Annotated in this window: 15 protein-coding genes; 7 read left to right on the forward strand and 8 right to left on the reverse strand. The window is 65.0% G+C overall.

All coding sequences use genetic code 11. The features are described from left to right. Nucleotides 1-24: 24 nt before the first annotated feature. The 5 genes from ACCQ15_RS06125 to ACCQ15_RS06145 all read right to left on the reverse strand — a co-directional run bounded on the left by ACCQ15_RS06125 (nucleotide 25) and on the right by ACCQ15_RS06145 (nucleotide 4,537). Complete coding sequence (locus tag ACCQ15_RS06125; RefSeq protein WP_008574722.1) at nucleotides 25-510, reverse strand: hypothetical protein; 486 nt, start codon at nucleotides 508-510, stop codon at nucleotides 25-27. A gap of 259 nt (nucleotides 511-769) precedes the next feature. After that, nucleotides 770-1,963 (reverse strand): RNA polymerase sigma factor, encoded by a 1,194-nt coding sequence (locus ACCQ15_RS06130; protein ID WP_303400633.1) that lies wholly within the window; start codon nucleotides 1,961-1,963, stop codon nucleotides 770-772. Between the two features lie 109 nt (nucleotides 1,964-2,072). Continuing rightward, nucleotides 2,073-2,585 (reverse strand): putative signal transducing protein, encoded by a 513-nt coding sequence (locus ACCQ15_RS06135; protein WP_011346745.1) that lies wholly within the window; start codon nucleotides 2,583-2,585, stop codon nucleotides 2,073-2,075. Nucleotides 2,586-2,818: 233 nt separating this feature from the next. Then, a complete protein-coding gene (tesB, locus tag ACCQ15_RS06140) occupies nucleotides 2,819-3,724 on the reverse strand; it encodes an acyl-CoA thioesterase II (RefSeq protein WP_372381332.1) in 906 nt (301 codons plus the stop codon). A 69-nt stretch (nucleotides 3,725-3,793) separates the two neighbouring features. Next, nucleotides 3,794-4,537: an enoyl-CoA hydratase/isomerase family protein gene (locus ACCQ15_RS06145; protein WP_372381333.1), complete on the reverse strand. Its 744-nt coding sequence runs from the start codon at nucleotides 4,535-4,537 to the stop codon at nucleotides 3,794-3,796. A 65-nt stretch (nucleotides 4,538-4,602) separates the two neighbouring features. Between ACCQ15_RS06145 and ACCQ15_RS06150 the strand changes: the two genes are divergently transcribed. Continuing rightward, nucleotides 4,603-5,031 (forward strand): copper chaperone PCu(A)C, encoded by a 429-nt coding sequence (locus tag ACCQ15_RS06150; protein ID WP_014089634.1) that lies wholly within the window; start codon nucleotides 4,603-4,605, stop codon nucleotides 5,029-5,031. A 113-nt stretch (nucleotides 5,032-5,144) separates the two neighbouring features. Here ACCQ15_RS06150 and ACCQ15_RS06155 read toward each other — a convergent pair whose 3' ends face one another. Then, nucleotides 5,145-5,549, reverse strand: coding sequence for an acyl-CoA thioesterase (locus tag ACCQ15_RS06155; protein ID WP_007967522.1), 405 nt, complete (start codon nucleotides 5,547-5,549; stop codon nucleotides 5,145-5,147). Continuing rightward, the gene (gene uvrA, locus ACCQ15_RS06160; protein ID WP_008574733.1) at nucleotides 5,549-8,515 is read right to left on the reverse strand and encodes an excinuclease ABC subunit UvrA; all 2,967 of its coding nucleotides are present in this window, start codon (nucleotides 8,513-8,515) and stop codon (nucleotides 5,549-5,551) included. The genes ACCQ15_RS06155 and uvrA overlap by 1 nt, the downstream gene beginning before the upstream one ends. A 292-nt stretch (nucleotides 8,516-8,807) precedes the next feature. On the opposite strand from uvrA, the gene rplU reads away from it, so the two are divergent. The 3 genes from rplU to obgE all read left to right on the forward strand — a co-directional run bounded on the left by rplU (nucleotide 8,808) and on the right by obgE (nucleotide 10,715). After that, on the forward strand, nucleotides 8,808-9,128 hold the full coding sequence (gene rplU / locus ACCQ15_RS06165; protein ID WP_003484328.1) for a 50S ribosomal protein L21: 321 nt from the start codon (nucleotides 8,808-8,810) through the stop codon (nucleotides 9,126-9,128). Between the two features lie 12 nt (nucleotides 9,129-9,140). Beyond that, nucleotides 9,141-9,401 carry a 50S ribosomal protein L27 gene (gene rpmA / locus ACCQ15_RS06170; RefSeq protein ID WP_003484326.1) on the forward strand — a complete coding sequence of 87 codons (261 nt, stop codon included), beginning with the start codon at nucleotides 9,141-9,143 and terminating at the stop codon, nucleotides 9,399-9,401. A 246-nt stretch (nucleotides 9,402-9,647) separates the two neighbouring features. Continuing rightward, nucleotides 9,648-10,715 (forward strand): GTPase ObgE, encoded by a 1,068-nt coding sequence (gene obgE / locus ACCQ15_RS06175; protein WP_011346750.1) that lies wholly within the window; start codon nucleotides 9,648-9,650, stop codon nucleotides 10,713-10,715. 91 nt (nucleotides 10,716-10,806) lie between these two features. Here obgE and rpsT read toward each other — a convergent pair whose 3' ends face one another. Beyond that, a complete protein-coding gene (gene rpsT, locus ACCQ15_RS06180; protein WP_003484323.1) occupies nucleotides 10,807-11,076 on the reverse strand; it encodes a 30S ribosomal protein S20 in 270 nt (89 codons plus the stop codon). Between the two features lie 116 nt (nucleotides 11,077-11,192). On the opposite strand from rpsT, the gene murJ reads away from it, so the two are divergent. From murJ to ileS, 3 genes are all read left to right on the forward strand, one after another. After that, a complete protein-coding gene (gene murJ, locus ACCQ15_RS06185; protein WP_008577111.1) occupies nucleotides 11,193-12,785 on the forward strand; it encodes a murein biosynthesis integral membrane protein MurJ in 1,593 nt (530 codons plus the stop codon). Between the two features lie 186 nt (nucleotides 12,786-12,971). After that, nucleotides 12,972-14,024, forward strand: a complete 1,053-nt coding sequence (locus ACCQ15_RS06190; RefSeq protein ID WP_372184237.1) for a bifunctional riboflavin kinase/FAD synthetase — start codon at nucleotides 12,972-12,974, stop codon at nucleotides 14,022-14,024. A gap of 6 nt (nucleotides 14,025-14,030) precedes the next feature. Next, complete coding sequence (gene ileS, locus ACCQ15_RS06195) at nucleotides 14,031-16,862, forward strand: isoleucine--tRNA ligase (protein ID WP_218488356.1); 2,832 nt, start codon at nucleotides 14,031-14,033, stop codon at nucleotides 16,860-16,862. The last annotated feature ends 68 nt before the right edge of the window (nucleotides 16,863-16,930 follow it).

Here is a 16,930-nt window from a genome sequence, read left to right on the forward strand (position 1 = left end):
AGACGCTGAGCGCGGCTACAACGCTCAGTCGTGCTTCCAGGACGTGGGAACCGGATTGGAGACGGTGTTCTTCTCCAGCGTGTAGGTGCCGTTCTGCTGCGCGATCGCTTCGCCGGTGTCGACGATGGCGTTCTGGATAAAGACATTCTGCTTGTCGCCGCGCACGAAGGTCAGCTGATGGAACGCGGTCTTGTTGCCCCAGTCTTCCGAGGGCAGGGAAATGAACCGGATGGTGTAGCTCTGGTCGTCGAATGTTCCCTGCAGGACATAAACGCCGTAATGGTTTTCGCCCTGGGAAATGATCTTGTACATGCCGTTGCTGAAATAATAGATTTCCGCATCGGGGAAGGGCTTCTTGTCGTAGAGCTTGCGGTAGTGAAGCACCTGCTTGAAGGTGGGTGCTCCGAAACTCACCGATAGCGTCTTGCCATCGGGGGACTTGGTGAGTCCGTCCGCATGCGCGCTCATGCTGACCATCATCAGCAGACTGGTGAACAGGCTTGCCTTCACTTCATGACTCCGTGGTCTGGTTGAATCCTGCCTGCTTATAGCAGCGCGGGCGCTGCCCGATGACGGCGACAGTCGGATACGAACCCATCACTTCGGATCATGCGACGTTGCTTGCTACGGGCTCACCGCCGCACGCGCATCGCACTGAACCGGTTCTCATCGCCCATGCCACCAGGCTGCCATACGCAGGGTTGCTCCGTCTGCGCTCACTTGGCCCGCACCGGCGTGTCATCGTCTCCTGCGGTGATATCCGGTCGGCTCAGAGCATTCCCAACTGCATGTAGTGCCGCACGACGGGCACAATGACAGCCGCAGTGCTCACCAGCATCGCGCCTGGACTGAACATGCAGCGGTATAACAGCGGTGCCCGGGTGACGCCGCGTCTGCGCGCATCGCGCTTGAGCATGGGGCGCATGACACGTGGCAGGACGCGCAGGGATTGATAGTTGAGCACCGCCATGCCTGCGCACAGCGCCAGAACCGATGCCCATGCGCCCGCCTGCAGGTGTTTCAGCACCAGCGTGCTGCCGCACGCCAGCACCGAGGTCAGCGTGGTGACGTGCACGAACCGACGGATCGCCGCTGCCTCGCTGGCGCTCTGTGCGAAGCGCAGCAGGTACCAGTACGACCAGTAGGTGCCGATCCCGGCAACCAGCACTGCGCACGCAGCGAACAGGGCCGGCATGCCGAGCCAGAGGCTGAGTGCGCCCGCGGCGCCGCTCCCACCAAGCGCCGAGCCGCTCAACCCGCTCGCGCCTAGTTTGCCCGCGCCTCCGATGCCCGTCAGCACAACGGCCGCGCTAGCCTTGCCCGGCGCGCCCAACAGGCTGGCCGAGCTTACTGCGCTGGCGAACGCCACGCCGGGGGCGCTGCCGCGCGCGAATTCGCCGAACCGGCGCAGCAGCTCGCTGCGTACGCTGGCACGTGCGCGCGACAGGCGCTTGCGCACCGCTGCATCGCTGAGTCCAAGCAGCGAGGCAACCTGTTGCGAGCGCTGGCCTTCGCGGTAATACAACAGCAGCGTTTCGCGACTTTCTTCCGGCAGTGCAGAAATGATGTCGAGCGCCGCGATCTCTTCTTCCACCTGCAGCAACTGGTCGGCGGGCGAGGGCGCCGGGTCGGCTGCCATCGCGATGGCAAGCTCCGCCGCCCCACCACCGAGCGCACGATGGCGGTTGGCGCGCAGCCAGTCGCGCGCCAGGTTGCGGCTGATCTGACGAAGCCAGGGCAGGAAGCTGGCCGGCTGATGCAGTTGCCCCAGCCGCTGCCAGGCACGCAGGAAGGCCTCCTGGGCAATGTCTTCGCTGGCCGCGAGGTCGCGGGTGATCGCCAGCGCGATCGCAGTCACCGTGTTCTGGCAGGCAAGCACGATGCGTCCGTAAGCCTGCTGGCAGCCAGCCGCGGCGCTGGGCAGGTCGCGTTGCAACATCAGATTCAGCGTGTCGGCGTTCATCGGCGCAATCCATGTCCTGGTGCCAGCATGACGCAGGCCGGCAACGGATGTGACCGCGCCGACGAGCATGCTTGTCGTACCAGCGGATGGCCGCGCTGGCCAGCTGCGTTCAGCGGGTCGGCTGGATCCGTACGCGCACTTCGTCGTCTTCTGCTGCCGGTGGTGCGCCATCTGGCGTCGGCGTCCGTTGCGATGCCGGCTGGGCTGCTGGTGCCAGTTGCGTCGGCGCGCTGCGATGGCGCATCACCACCACCATCGCCACGGCGCCGATCACCAGCAGCAACACCAGGCGGATACGCCAGGCCCAGCTGCGCGCACTGGAGCTGGAGCCGTTTTCGCCGTCGCGGAAGGTGTATTCCACATTCGGCAGGTCGCGACGGGTGGTGTCCAGCAGGCGGGCGTCGCGCAACAGCTCGCGTGCGCGCGGTTGGTCGTTGGCATGCACGATCCAGACGGTGGGCTGCGCCTGGGCGTTGCTCTGCTCCAGGTAGCTGAACTGGCCGCCGCGCTTGCTCTGATAAGAGCGACCGTTGCTGATGCGGATCTCGATTCCCGCATCGCGCAACAGATTGGCCACGCCTTCGGCGGTTTCGATACGTTGACTGCTGAAGATCTTGCGCATGGTGGAAAACGCCGTTGGGTCCGGAACAGGTGGCACCGTTGAGGCGCCAGTTCAAGATGAAACATCAAGGTGCGAGTGGTGTGGTCAGGTGATCGCATGCGCATGCCCATGGCAGGCAAGCATGCCAGCTTGCGGTGTCTGCAGTGCGCGGGGCGCGTTGCTCGGCTGCCTTCGACCCGGCCAAGAGTGCGTGCTGGCATCAAGCAGCGTGCCTTACCGTCGCGGCGTGAGGTCTACTCCTTGGCCGGCACGGCAATCGCGCTGCCGTCAGGCACCACCCGGATCAGGCCTTCCTGCGTGGTGCTGGCCACCAGCACGCCGTCGCGGGTGAAGAACTGCCCGCGGGCCAGGCCGCGTGACCCTTGCGCGGTGGGGCTGTCGAGCGAGTACAGCAGCCAGTCGTCGGTACGGAATGGGCGATGGAACCACAGGGCATGATCGAGCGAGGCCATCTGCACGTTCGGCGTGTAATAGCTGATGCCGTGCGGAAATGTCGAGGTGCCGAGCAACTGAAAATCCGACGCGTACGCAAGCAGCGCTTGATGCAGGCCCACATCGTCGCCGATGGGATCGTTCAGGCGCAGCCACATCTGCTGGAACGGCGGACGCTTGGGCGGCTTGAGTTCGTCGCGTGGAAAGACATGGCGAAATTCGAACGGGCCGCCGCGCGACAGCCAACGCTGCACCTTGGCCGGTAGCTTGGCCAACACTTCCGGTGCCAGCGGTGCGGCCGGTTCGATGTCTTCCGGTGGCGGCACCACCGGCATCGCCGACTGATGCTCGGCGCCATCTTCGCGCTCCTGGAACGAAGCCGCGCAGAAAAAGATCACCTTGCCATGCTGGATCGCGGTAACCCGGCGCACCGAGAAACTGCCGCCATCGCGGGTGCGGTCGACGTCGTAGACGATGGGGTGGTCGATACTGCCGGCACGCAGGAAATACGCATGCAGCGAATGCGCCTGGCGGCCGTTTTCGACCGTGGCCTGCGCTGCCGATAACGCCTGGCCCAGCACCTGCCCGCCGAACACGTATTTGGTGCCGATGTCGCGGCTCTGGCCACGGAACAGGTTGTCTTCCAGACGCTCCAGCGACAGCAGGCTGATCAGTTCGGAGACGACGGGTTCGGCGGTGGCGGACAAGGGGCTGGCCTGGGCATGCGACGGAACGCGAGTATACCGGCCCGCCCAATGGGCGCCGCGAGGCAGGGCTCAGGCCTTTTGCAGGCGCGCCACCAGGCCATGCAGCGCGGCCTGCGCATCCGGCGCGTACCAGCCATCGATGAAACGCTCCAGCTGGATCAACTCCAGCGCCAATGCCGCGCGCAGGTCGGCACGCGCAATCGCGCGCGTGGTCAACATCGGTTGGCGGGGGAGCTGCTGCAGCTCCTGGAGCCACGCCACCGCACGCGCGGTGACCAGCTCGCCATCGACCAGTTCGTCCACCAGCCCGATCGCCACCGCCTGTTCGGCCGGCAGCAGTTGCCCGGAGATCAGCAGGCGTTCGGCGCGGTGCGCGCCCACCACGCGGCGCAATAGGCGTTGGATCCCCTCTGGCGCAGCAAGGCCAACCTGCACCTCGTTGAGGCCGATCGTATAGGGTCTTGCGGTATCGGCACTGCGTGCCATCACCCGGTAGTCGCAGCACAGCGCCAGCACGCAGCCGCCGGCCGGCGCATGCCCGCCGATGGCCGCCACCACCGGCACGCGGCTGTTGGCCAGCGCCTGCGCCGCATCGAAGAACGCGGTCCAACTGGCCAGTAGCGCGGCGCGGTCGGTACCGTGCGCCAGCAGATGCGGCACATCCATGCCGCCGGAAAAAATCCGCTCGCTCTCGCCCGCCTGCTGGACCGCGACGCTCAACGCCTGGCACAACGCGCTGTCCAGCGCATTGACCGGCGGACGCGCCAGACGGATTTCGCGAAGACGGCCATGGTCTAAGATCTGGATGCTCATTCGGGGCTCCTGGAGGTCAGGTCATGATAGACGGCAGTCGAAGCAGGCGGGTTAGGTGTGCCGGCGTGGTGCTCGCGGCGTTGGCGCTGGTGGCAAGTGCGGGCGTGTCGGCGCAATGCCTGCCCGAATTCAAGAATGGCTGGATCCGCATCCCGCCGCCCGGTGGCATGGGCATGGCGGCCGGGTTCGGGCAATTTCATAACGGCTGTGCGCAGCCGCTGAAGATCACCGCTGCCAACAGCAGCGTGTTTGCCGATGTCTCCTTGCACGAAACCACCCAGGTCAATGGCGTCAGCCGCATGCGCGCGGTGCCCGAACTGGCATTGCCGGCCGGCAAATCGGTGCCGTTGGCGCCGGGCGGCCTGCACCTGATGTTGATGGACGCCACTGCGCCGCTGCAGGAGGGCGCGCAGGTGCCGGTGAGCTTCACCCTGCAGGACGGCCGCCAAATCAAGGCCACCTTGGAAGCACGCAAGCGCGCGCCCGGGTCTTGAGTGTTTGATGGCTGTTGCGCGCCTGCGCCGGCATTGAAATGAAAGCGGCGGCTCCACACGGAGCCGCCGCCGATCTTTCGCGCTGCAGCCTCAGCGAATGAGGCGGTGGGAATTCAGCTGCTGGCCGCGCGCACCGCATCCGGCAGCGCGGCGCTCTTGCCGGTCTGCGTATCGATCCACACCACCACCACGTTGCCATCTGAGTACAGCTTGCTGTCGTCCTTCTGGTCGAAGATGCGGTGGCCGATGGTCACGCTGCTGGTGCCCAGGCGTTCGACGAACAACTCGACGGTGATGTCGTTGGGCCAGATCAACGGCTGCTTGTAGTTGACATTGGTGGCGGCCACCACCGGCGCGATGCGGTCGGTCATCGCCACGCCTTGCACGCCCAGCATCCAGCGCACCCGCGCTTCTTCCAGATAGGAAATGTACTTGGCGTTGTTGACATGGCCCATGCTGTCCATGTCGCGCCAGCGCACGCTGATCGGAATGCGTGCCAGTACCTTGTGTTCGCTCATCAGCTTGCCTTCTTCTTCGCAGTCTTCTTGGTGGCGGATTTGGCGGCCTTGCCCACCTTCTCCGGTTTGACCTTGCGCGGCGGGCGCGCATCGGGCTTGTTGGCCATCGCCGCCGGACGCGTCTCGCGCGCCTTCACCGATGGCAGCATCTTGGCCAGGAACTGCCCGGTATAGGACGGCTTATGCGCGGCCACGTCTTCCGGCGTACCGGAAATCAGGATGGTGCCGCCGCGATGTCCGCCTTCCGGGCCCAGGTCCACGATCCAGTCGGCGGTCTTGATCACGTCCAGATTGTGTTCGATCACCACCACCGTGTTGCCTTCGTCGCGCAGCTTGTGCAGCACGCCGAGCAACGCTTCGATATCGTGGAAGTGCAGGCCGGTGGTCGGCTCGTCCAGGATGTACAAGGTGCGCCCGGTGTCGCGACGCGACAGTTCCTTGGACAGCTTGACGCGCTGCGCTTCACCGCCGGAGAGCGTGGTCGCGCTCTGGCCCAGCTTGATGTAGCTCAATCCCACATCGACCAGCGTTTCCAGCTTGCGCGCGATCGACGGCACCGGTTCGAACAGGCGCAGCGCATCTTCCACGGTCATCTGCAACACGTCGCTGATGTTGAAACCCTTGTAGCGGATCTCCAGCGTTTCGCGGTTGTAGCGCTTGCCGTGGCAGACATCGCAGGGCACGTAGACATCGGGTAGGAAGTGCATTTCCACCTTGATCATGCCGTCGCCCTGGCAGGCCTCGCAGCGTCCGCCACGCACATTGAAACTGAAACGCCCCGGCGAATAACCGCGTGCACGCGCCTCTGGTACCTGCGCGAACAGCTCGCGCAACGGCGTGAACATGCCGGTATAGGTCGCCGGATTGGAACGCGGCGTGCGCCCGATCGGCGACTGGTCGATATCCACCACCTTGTCGAACAGGTCCAGGTTTTCGACTTCGCGATGCGGCGCCACGGTGTGCGAGGCGCCATTGATCTCGTTGGCCGCCAGGGTGAACAAGGTATCGTTGATCAGCGTCGACTTGCCCGAGCCGGACACGCCGGTGATGCAGGTCAGCAGGCCGGCGGGAATGTCCAGGTCGACATTCTTCAGGTTGTTCCCGGTGGCCCCGCGCAGATGCAGCATCATCTTCGGGTTGGGCTTGTGGCGCTGCTTGGGAATCTCGATGCGGCGCTTGCCCGACAGGTATTGGCCGGTCAACGAGCGTGGCGATTTCAGGATGTCGTCCAGCGTGCCTTGCGCGCAGATCTCGCCGCCATGCACGCCGGCGCCGGGGCCGATGTCCAGCACGTGGTCGGCCAGGCGGATCGCATCTTCGTCATGCTCGACCACGATCACCGTGTTACCCAGGTCGCGCAGCCGCGTCAGCGTGCCGAGCAGGCGCTCGTTGTCGCGCTGGTGCAGGCCGATCGAGGGCTCGTCCAGCACGTACATCACCCCGACCAGGCCGGCACCGATCTGGCTGGCCAGGCGGATGCGCTGCGCCTCGCCACCGGACAAGGTGTCGGCCTTGCGCTCCAGGGTGAGGTAATCCAGGCCCACGTCGACCAGGAAGCCCAGCCGCTCGGCAATCTCCTTGACGATCTTGGCCGCGATCTCGCCACGCCAGCCCGGCAACGACAGGCCGCGGAAGAAATTCAACGCCTCGTTGACCGGCAGCACCACCAGCTCGGGCAGCGGGCGATCGGCCACGAACACGTTGCGCGCAGCGCGATTCAAGCGCGTGCCGTTGCACGCGGGGCAGGGCTGCTGGCTGACGTACTTGGTCAGTTCTTCGCGCACCGCTGGCGATTCGGTTTCGCGGTAACGGCGTTCCAGGTTCGGCAGGATGCCCTCGAAGCGGTGCTTGCGCGTGGTGCGCCCGCCCGCATCGGTGAAATAGGTGAAGCTGATCACCTCATCGCCGCTGCCGAACAGCACCGCCTGCCGCACCTTGGCCGGCAGCGTATTCCACACCGCGTCCACGTCGAACTTGTAGTGCTTGGCCAGCGAGGCAATCAGCTGGAAATAATAGGCGTTGCGCCGGTCCCAGCCGCGCACCGCGCCGGCCGAAAGCGACAGCTCCGGATGCACCACCACACGATCGGGGTCGAAGAATTCGGCTACGCCCAGGCCATCGCAGCTGGGGCAGGCGCCCACCGGTGCGTTGAACGAAAACAGACGCGGTTCCAGCTCCGGCAGCGAGTAGTCGCACACCGGGCAGCTGTACTTGGACGAGAACAGGTGCGGCGCGGCCGCCGGGTCGTCCAGCGACTGCACCGCCACCATGCCTTCGCCGAGCTTGAGCGCGGTCTCGAAACTTTCCGCAAGACGCTGCTTGATGTCCTCGCGCGGACGGAAGCGGTCGATCACTGCCTCGATGGTGTGCTTCTGGCGCAGCGCCAACGGCGGCACCGCATCGATTTCATAGAGCTCGCCGTCCACGCGCACGCGCACGAAGCCCTGCGCACGCAGTTGCTCGAACACCTGCGCATGCTCGCCCTTGCGGTCGCGGATCACCGGGGCCAGCAACATGTAGCGCTGCTCCTGATCCTGGGTGAGCATGTGGTCGACCATCTGGCTGACGGTCTGCGCTTCCAGCGGGAAGCCGTGGTCCGGGCAACGCGGCTGGCCCACGCGCGCGTACAGCAGGCGCAGGTAGTCGTAGATCTCGGTGATCGTGCCGACGGTGGAGCGCGGGTTGTGCGAGGTGGATTTCTGTTCGATCGAAATCGCCGGCGACAAGCCTTCGATGTGGTCCAGGTCCGGCTTTTCCATCACGCTGAGGAACTGGCGCGCATACGCCGACAGCGACTCGACGTAGCGGCGCTGGCCTTCTGCATAAATGGTGTCGAACGCCAGCGACGACTTGCCCGAGCCGGACAGGCCGGTGATCACGATCAACTTGTCGCGGGGCAGGTCGAGGTCGATGTTCTTGAGGTTGTGCGTCCGCGCGCCGCGGATGCGGATGAAATCCATCGCCATGGGGGATCCGATGTCGGGCCGGCGAACCGGCAGTGGTGCGAGCGTGCTCAGCAGGAATGAGTGGCAGTCGATCAGCCTACCCGCCGACCTAGGTGAGGGCAATTGCCCCAAATGCCAGTCTGCCGGGGCCGTTGTGGCGGCCGGATGATGCGTTCTACCAGCCCAATGCGGGCCAGTCGCGGCCAGGCCGCTTGCGACTTGACCCGAAACCGGCTAGGCCAGTACAATTCCGCTCCTGTCTGCCCCACGGGTAAGTCAGGCGACCATAATAACTACAGAGGAACACCTGGTCATGTACGCAGTTCTGGTAACCGGCGGTAAGCAATACCGCGTCGCGCAGGGCGAAACGCTCCGCGTGGAAAAGCTCGAAGTCGAAGCTGGCAACGAGATCAAGTTCGACACCATTTTGATGCTGGGCGATAGCGATGGCATCAAGCTGGGCGATGCGCTGAAGGGCGCCTCGGTCACCGCCAAGGTCGTGGCCCACGGCCGCGCCGATAAGGTGCGCATCATCAAGTTCCGCCGCCGCAAGCACCACATGAAGCGTCAGGGACACCGTCAGCACTACACCGAAATCGAGATCACCGGCATTGCCGGTGGCGACAAGAAGTAAGGAGAACCAGTCATGGCACATAAAAAGGGCGTAGGTTCCTCGCGCAACGGTCGCGATTCGAATCCGAAGTACCTCGGCGTGAAGATCTTCGGTGGCCAGGCCATCGACGCCGGCAACATCATCGTGCGTCAGCGCGGCACCCAGTTCCATCCGGGCGCCGGCGTCGGCCTGGGTCGTGACCACACGCTGTTTGCGCTGGTCGACGGCAAGGTGGAGTTTTCCACCAAGGGTCCGAAGAAGCGTCGTACCGTCAGCGTGGTTGCCGAGGCGTAATCGCCCGCTCCATGCAGGCCAGTCCATGAGGCGGTAATGCCTTACGGGCAAGACGGAAAGCCCCGCTTTTGCGGGGTTTTTCGTTTGAAGGCCGGGAATTGGGAATGGGGAGTAGGGAATCGGAAAAGCGATTCTGCACCCCGACCGGATTCCACGGCTGTGCTGGCAAGCATTCTTGCTGGCAGGAGGCGGCCACTCGCTGTGCCAATTCCCGATTCCCCATTCTCCATTCCCGGTTGTCATCCCATGAAGTTAGTCGACGAAGCAGAAATCCTGGTCACCGCCGGTAATGGCGGCAACGGCTGTGTCGGCTTTCGCCGCGAGAAGTTCATTCCGCTGGGTGGGCCCGATGGCGGCGATGGCGGTGCGGGCGGTAGCGTCTGGATCGTGGCCGACGAGAACGTCAACACGCTGGTCGATTTCCGCCATGAGCGCACCTTTAAGGCGCAGCGCGGCGAGAACGGCATGGGCCGTCAGGCCTACGGCAAGGGCGGCGAAGACCGCATCATCGTGGTGCCGGTCGGTACCGTAGTGATCAATGTGCAGACCGACGAAGTGATCGGCGATCTGACCCGGCACGGCGACCGCTTGCTGGTCGCCAAGGGCGGCAAGGGCGGCCTGGGCAACATGCATTTCAAGAGTTCGGTCAACCGTGCGCCACGCCAGGCCACCACCGGTGAGGAGGGCGAGGAGCGTTTGCTCAAGCTGGAACTGAAGCTGCTGGCCGACGTTGGCCTGCTGGGTTTCCCCAATGCCGGCAAGAGCACCCTGATCCGCGCAGTGTCCTCGGCCACACCGAAGGTGGCCGACTACCCGTTCACGACCCTGTACCCGAATCTGGGCGTGGTCAGTGTCGAGGCGTACCGCAGTTTCGTCATTGCCGACGTTCCGGGCCTGATCGAAGGTGCTGCCGACGGTGCCGGTCTGGGCACGCAGTTCCTGCGCCATCTGCAGCGCACCCGCCTGCTGCTGCATCTGGTGGATATTTCGCCTGCGCTGGGCGTGTATGGCGAGGGTGGTGTGGACGGCGTATCGCCGGCCGATCAGGTGCGCACCATCGAACGCGAACTGGAACGACACGATCCCGAGTTGCTCAAGAAGCCGCGCTGGCTGGTGCTCAACAAGGCCGACCTGATGTTCGAAGACGAGGCGCGTGCCGCCGCAGAGAGCATCGTGGCCGAGTTGGGCTGGACGGCGCCGTGGTACCTGGTGTCCGCTCTCGGGCGTGACGGCACGTTCCCGATCATGAAGGACGTGATGGCGTTCTTCGACCGCCAGCGCGAAGACGAGCTCGATGCACGCAATGCAGGCTGAGTGCAGGCGCAGGCACACAAAAAACCCGGCCAAGGCCGGGTTTTTCTGTATTGCCGGAAGCCAGGCTCCCGGCAATGCGCAAACCGATCGCTTATGCGGCCTTGATGGCCTTGATGCGCGCGGTCAGGCGGCTCTTGTGACGTGCAGCCTTGTTCTTGTGAATCAGGCCACGGGCGCTGAAACGGTCGAGGATGGGCTGGGCAACGGCGAAAGCAGCTTCGGCGCCTGCAGCATCGTTGGCGTCAAGGGCCTTGATCACCTTCTTGACGGCGGTGCGCAGCATCGAGCGCTGACCGGTGTTGCGCTCATTGCGCACAATGGTCTGCTTGGCGCGCTTCTTGGCGGACTTGATATTGGCCACGGTGGTGGGTTCCTGAAAAATCGGTATGGTGGAAAAAGCAAGCGCGAAAGTATGATGGACCCGGATATGTACGTCAAGTCAGTTGTCAAGAGGGATGCAGAGTGAGCAAGCCCGGCATGTTGAGAGGCCTGCTCTCATTCAGCAGTATGACCATGATCTCGCGGGTGCTGGGCCTGATCCGCGATCAGGCGATTTCCACCACCTTCGGCGCCAATGCGGTGACCGACGCGTTCTGGGTGGCCTTCCGCATTCCCAATTTCCTGCGCCGGCTGTTCGCCGAAGGCTCGTTCGCCACTGCGTTCGTGCCGGTGTTCACCGAGGTCAAGGAGACCCGCCCGCATGCCGACCTGCGCGAGCTGATGGCGCGCGTGTCCGGCACCTTAGGCGGGATGTTGCTGCTGATCACCGCACTGGGGCTGATCTTCACCCCGCAACTGGCCGCGGTGTTTTCCGATGGCGCGGCCACCGATCCTGAAAAATACGGTTTGTTGGTCGATCTGTTGCGGCTGACCTTTCCGTTCCTGCTGTTCGTCTCGTTGACGGCGCTGGCCGGCGGCGCGCTCAACAGCTTCCAGCGCTTTGCCATTCCGGCGTTGACGCCGGTCATCCTCAATCTGTGCATGATTGCCGGCGCGCTGTGGTTGGCGCCGCGGTTGGAGGTCCCGATCCTGGCGCTGGGCTGGGCGGTCCTGGTGGCCGGTGCGTTGCAGTTGCTGTTCCAGTTGCCGGCGCTGAAGGGTATCGACCTGCTGACGCTGCCGCGCTGGGGCTGGAATCACCCGGATGTGCGCAAGGTGCTGACCTTGATGATCCCGACCTTGTTCGGCTCGTCGATTGCGCAGATCAACCTGATGCTGGATACGGTGATCGCCGCGCGCCTGGCCGATGGGTCGCAGTCGTGGTTGTCGCTGGCTGACCGGTTCCTGGAACTGCCGCTGGGTGTGTTCGGCGTGGCGCTGGGCACGGTGATCCTGCCGGCGCTGGCGCGCCATCACGTCAAGACCGATCGCAGCGCGTTCTCCGGCGCGCTGGACTGGGGCTTCCGCACCACCTTGCTGATCGCGATGCCGGCCATGCTCGGCCTGCTGCTGCTGGCCGAACCGTTGGTGGCGACGTTGTTCCAGTACCGCCAGTTCACCGCGTTCGACACCCGCATGACGGCGATGTCGGTCTACGGTCTGAGCTTCGGTTTGCCGGCCTACGCCATGCTGAAGGTGCTGCTGCCGGCCTTCTACGCACGCCAGGACACCCGCACCCCGGTGCGTGCGGGCGTGGCGGCGCTGATCGCCAACATGGTGTTCAACTTCGCGTTGCTGGCGGTCGTGTACCAGATCATGGTGCCGCCCGAACTCAAGGCGCAGGGTGTGATGCAGGCGCTGGGCAAGCAGCCGGGCCTGCATCTGGCGTTGGGTATCGCCAGTGCATTGTCGAGTTATCTCAATCTGGGATTGCTGTGGTATTGGCTGGGCAAGTCCGGCGTGTACCAGCGCCGCCCGGGCTGGGGGGGCTATACGCTGCGTCTGCTGCTGGCGTGCGCGGCGATGGTGGCAGTGCTGTTGAGCCTGCTGTGGTGGCTGCCGTCGTTTACGCAGATGGACAAGTGGAACCGCATCGGCTGGCTGGCGGTACTGGTGGGCAGTGGCGGGGCGACGTATCTGGTCGCGCAGTTGGCGCTGGGGCTGCGGCCGCGGCATCTGCGCGAAGGCTGAGGCGACAGCCGAACGCGTGCGCTGCCGGCCGGCCGCACTGTCCAGAGATCGCGCATCCCCGCGCACCGCAGGCGGTGGCGCACTGCCACGCCAAGGTGCCCATACGGCTTGACAGGCACGGCTATACTTGCAGGTTATGTATCAACGAGGGTTGGCCGGCGGGCCGGCATCTGTTTGGATCGAGGAATGAGCAGGCTGTTTAGAGACGTCGAAGGCGGGACGCTGTTCCCGCGCGGAAGCGTGGTCTGCATCGGTGCCTTCGATGGCCTGCATCTGGGGCATCGGACGCTGGTGCAACACGCCGTGGCGCGTGCCCGCGCACTCGGTGTGCCGGCAGTGGCGGTGAGCTTTGAGCCGCTACCGCGTGAATTCTTCGCACCCGCCGCGCCGCCGCCGCGTCTGACCCTGGCGCGCGCCAAGATCGAAGGCTTGTACGGGTTCGGCGCCGACAGCGTGGGCATGATCCGTTTCGACGGTCGCCTGTCCAAGATGCGTGCGGAAGATTTTGTGCGGCTGGCGCTGGTTGGCCGGCTGCGCGCGCGCGAAGTCTGGATTGGCCCGGAATTCCGTTTCGGCCATCGACGCAGCGGCGACATCGGCCTGTTGCGTACGCTTGGCGAGCAGCATGGGTTTGTGGCGGGCGAGATTGCGCCGGTGCATCTGCATGGGGAGCGGATTTCAGCGACGCGGATTCGCGAACTGCTCGGCGCCGGCGAATTTGCCCACGCTGGCGACTTGCTCGGTCGCCCGTACGCCATCGGTGGCCGGGTCGTGCGCGGCAAGCAGCTTGGCCGGACCTTGGGCTATCCCACCGCCAACCTGCGCTTTCCGCGCACGCCGGCGTTGTCGGGGATCTATGCAACCTGGGTGCACGGCGTGGCCGAACGGCCGTGGCCGTCGGTGTCGAGCTTCGGCACGCGCCCCACGGTAGCGGGCGTGGAGCCGCTGCTGGAAGCGCACTTGTTCGATTTCCAATGCGATCTGTATGGCCGGCACATTGCCGTGGAATTCGTCGCCAAGCTGCGCGACGAAGAAAAATTCGATGGACTGGAGGCGCTGACCGTGCAGATGCACCGCGATGCCGAGCAGGCACGTGAGGTGCTGGCGGCGCATATGCGTGCTGAGCAACAACCCTCGACTACGGCCAGTCCCTCGCAAGAGCCCGAAGATAATGCGAGTCCCTCGCAAGAGCCCGCACATCCATGTGCGGACTTCTCAAGCAATCCAGCGCAACGGTAGATTCCTGTGACCCAAGACTACAAAGCCACTCTTCATCTGCCTGCGACGGAATTTCCGATGCGCGGCGACCTGCCCAAGCGCGAGCCGGCGATGCTGGAGCGCTGGGAGCGCGAGGGCTTCTACGCGCAGCTGCGTGCCAATGCCGCCGGCCGCCCGTTGTTCGTGCTGCACGACGGCCCGCCGTATGCCAATGGCCAGATCCATCTGGGCCATGCGGTCAACAAGATCCTCAAGGACATCATCGTCAAGTCGAAGTATCTGGCCGGCTTCGACGCGCCGTACATCCCGGGCTGGGATTGCCACGGCCTGCCGATCGAGATCGCGATCGAAAAGAAATACGGCAAGGTCGGCGTCAAGCTCGATGCGGCCCAATTCCGGCAGAAATGCCGCGAGTACGCCACCGAGCAGATCGATCTGCAGCGACGCGATTTCAAGCGCCTGGGCGTGATCGGCGATTGGGACAACCCGTACAAGACGCTGGATTTCCGCTTCGAAGCCAACGAAATCCGCGCGCTGGCCAAGGTGGTCGACAACGGCCATCTGACCCGCGGCGTCAAGCCGGTGCACTGGTGCTTCGATTGCGGTTCGGCGCTGGCCGAGGCCGAGATCGAATACGCCGACAAGGTGTCGCCGACGGTGGATATCGCCTATCCGGCGCGCGATCCAGGTGCAGTGGCTGCCGCATTCGGCGCGACGCTACCGAGTGGCGTGGGTGTGGCGGTGCCGATCTGGACCACCACGCCGTGGACGCTACCGGCGTCGCTGGCGGTGAGCCTGGGCGCGGAGCTGGACTATGTGCTGGTGGAAGGCCCGGCCGATCGCGGCCAGCCGCGCTGGCTGGTGATCGCCGAAGCGTTGGCTGCCAAGGCGCTGGCGCGCTACGGCGTGGATGCGGTCGTGGTGCACGGCCACGCCAAGGGCGCCGCGCTGGAGCAGATGCTGCTGAACCACCCGTTCTATGCCGAACGCGAGATCCCGCTGCTGCTGGGCGATCACGTGTCGGCCGAGGACGGTACCGGCGCCGTGCATACCGCACCGGGTCACGGCCAGGAGGACTATCAGGTCTCCAGGCACTACGGTCTGCTGGAGCGCTATGGCGCCGCGCAGATCAATCCGGTGGACGGGCGCGGTGTGTATCTGCCGTCGACGCCGCCGCTGGGCGATACCGCGCTGGCCGGCCTGCATATCTGGAAGGCCAACGACGTCATCATCGACGCACTGCGCGGCACCGGCGTGCTGCTGGCGGCCAGCAAGATGGAGCACAGCTATCCGCATTGCTGGCGGCACAAGACGCCGATCGCGTTTCGCGCCACGCCGCAGTGGTTCATCTCGATGGAGCAGGCCAACCTGCGTGCCGATGCGCTGAAAGCCATCGAAAACGTGCACTGGTATCCGTCCTGGGGCCAGGCGCGCATCGCCGGCATGGTCGACGGGCGCCCGGACTGGACCATTTCGCGGCAGCGCACCTGGGGCGTGCCGATCGCCTTGTTCGTGCATCGCGAAACCGGCGAACCGCATCCGCGCAGCACCGAGTTGCTGCGCCAGGTCGCCGACCGCGTGGAGCAGGGCGGTGTGGATGTCTGGTACACGCTGGACGCGTCCGAGCTGCTGGGTAGCGAGGCGGCCGACTACGAGAAGATCACCGACATCCTGGATGTGTGGTTCGACTCCGGCGTGACGCACGAAGCGGTGCTTCCGGATCGTGGCCTGCCCAAGCCGGCCGACCTGTACCTGGAGGGCTCCGACCAGCACCGCGGTTGGTTCCAGTCCTCGCTGCTGAGCGGCGTGGCGATGGACAAGGCCGCGCCGTACAAACAGTGCCTCACCCACGGCTTCACCGTGGACGAGCACGGCCGCAAGATGTCCAAGTCGCTGGGCAACGGCATCGAACCGCAGGACATCATGAAGACGCTGGGCGCGGACATCCTGCGCCTGTGGATCGCTTCTGCCGACTACAGCAACGAAATGTCGCTGTCGCAGGAGATCCTCAAGCGCAACGCCGATGCCTACCGCCGGCTGCGCAACACCGCGCGCTTCCTGCTCGGCAACCTGCATGGTTTCGATCCGCTGCGGCACCTGGTGGCGCTGGACCAGATGGTGCTGCTGGACCGCTGGATCGTGCATCGTGCCCACGCGCTGCAGGAAAAGATCGTGGCCGCCTACGCGCGCTACGACTTCGCCGAGATCGTGCAGGCGCTGCTGAATTTCTGCAGCGTGGACCTGGGCTCGCTGTACCTGGACGTCACCAAGGACCGCCTGTACACGATGGCCGAAGACGCACGCGGCCGCCGTTCGGCGCAGAGCGCGATGTACCACGTGGCCGAGGCGTTCGTGCGCTGGATCGCGCCGGTGTTGAGCTTCACCGCCGAGGAACTGTGGGGCTACCTGCCGGGCCAGCATGTCGACAACGTGCTGTTCGCCACCTGGTACGACGGCCTTGCGCCGTTGCCGGCCGATGCTGCATTGACCGGTGCGGATTTCGACAAGTTGCTGGTCCTGCGCGAGCAGGTGGCCAAGGTGCTGGAGCCGATGCGTGCCAATGGCGCGATCGGTGCGGCGCTGGAAGCGGAGATCACCGTGGCCGCCGATGCGCAGACCGCTGCGCGCTGGCAGCCGCTGGCCGAGGAACTGCGCTTTTTGTTCATCAGTGGCGATGTCACCGTGACCGCAGCCAGCACCGACGACATCTTCGTCAGTGCGCAGCCCACCACCAAGGCCAAGTGCGTGCGCTGCTGGCACCACCAGGCCAGCGTGGGCAGCGACCCGCGTCACCCGGAACTGTGCAGCCGTTGCGTCAGCAATATCGAAGGTCCGGGCGAGCAGCGGCGCTGGTTCTGACGCCGCTGCCGTCACTGTCTCCCACCCAGGCGTCTTCTCCGGCATCGGAGCAGCGGCCACCAACTGCG

The sequence above is a fragment of the Xanthomonas sp. NCPPB 1754 genome, from assembly GCF_041475725.2.
In the GTDB taxonomy this organism is placed as follows: Bacteria; Pseudomonadota; Gammaproteobacteria; order Xanthomonadales; family Xanthomonadaceae; genus Xanthomonas; species Xanthomonas euvesicatoria.

Bases quoted from the DNA above. Each gene is read 5' to 3' on its own strand.
- ACCQ15_RS06130 (WP_303400633.1), bottom strand. From the start codon at position 1,963: ATGAACGCCGACACGCTGAATCTGATGTTGCAACGCGACCTGCCCAGC.
- ACCQ15_RS06135 (WP_011346745.1), bottom strand. From the start codon at position 2,585: ATGCGCAAGATCTTCAGCAGTCAACGTATCGAAACCGCCGAAGGCGTG.
- ACCQ15_RS06145 (WP_372381333.1), bottom strand. From the start codon at position 4,537: ATGAGCATCCAGATCTTAGACCATGGCCGTCTTCGCGAAATCCGTCTG.
- ACCQ15_RS06155 (WP_007967522.1), bottom strand. From the start codon at position 5,549: ATGAGCGAACACAAGGTACTGGCACGCATTCCGATCAGCGTGCGCTGG.
- uvrA (WP_008574733.1), bottom strand. From the start codon at position 8,515: ATGGCGATGGATTTCATCCGCATCCGCGGCGCGCGGACGCACAACCTC.
- rplU (WP_003484328.1), top strand. From the start codon at position 8,808: ATGTACGCAGTTCTGGTAACCGGCGGTAAGCAATACCGCGTCGCGCAG.
- rpmA (WP_003484326.1), top strand. From the start codon at position 9,141: ATGGCACATAAAAAGGGCGTAGGTTCCTCGCGCAACGGTCGCGATTCG.
- obgE (WP_011346750.1), top strand. From the start codon at position 9,648: ATGAAGTTAGTCGACGAAGCAGAAATCCTGGTCACCGCCGGTAATGGC.
- murJ (WP_008577111.1), top strand. From the start codon at position 11,193: ATGTTGAGAGGCCTGCTCTCATTCAGCAGTATGACCATGATCTCGCGG.
- ACCQ15_RS06190 (WP_372184237.1), top strand. From the start codon at position 12,972: ATGAGCAGGCTGTTTAGAGACGTCGAAGGCGGGACGCTGTTCCCGCGC.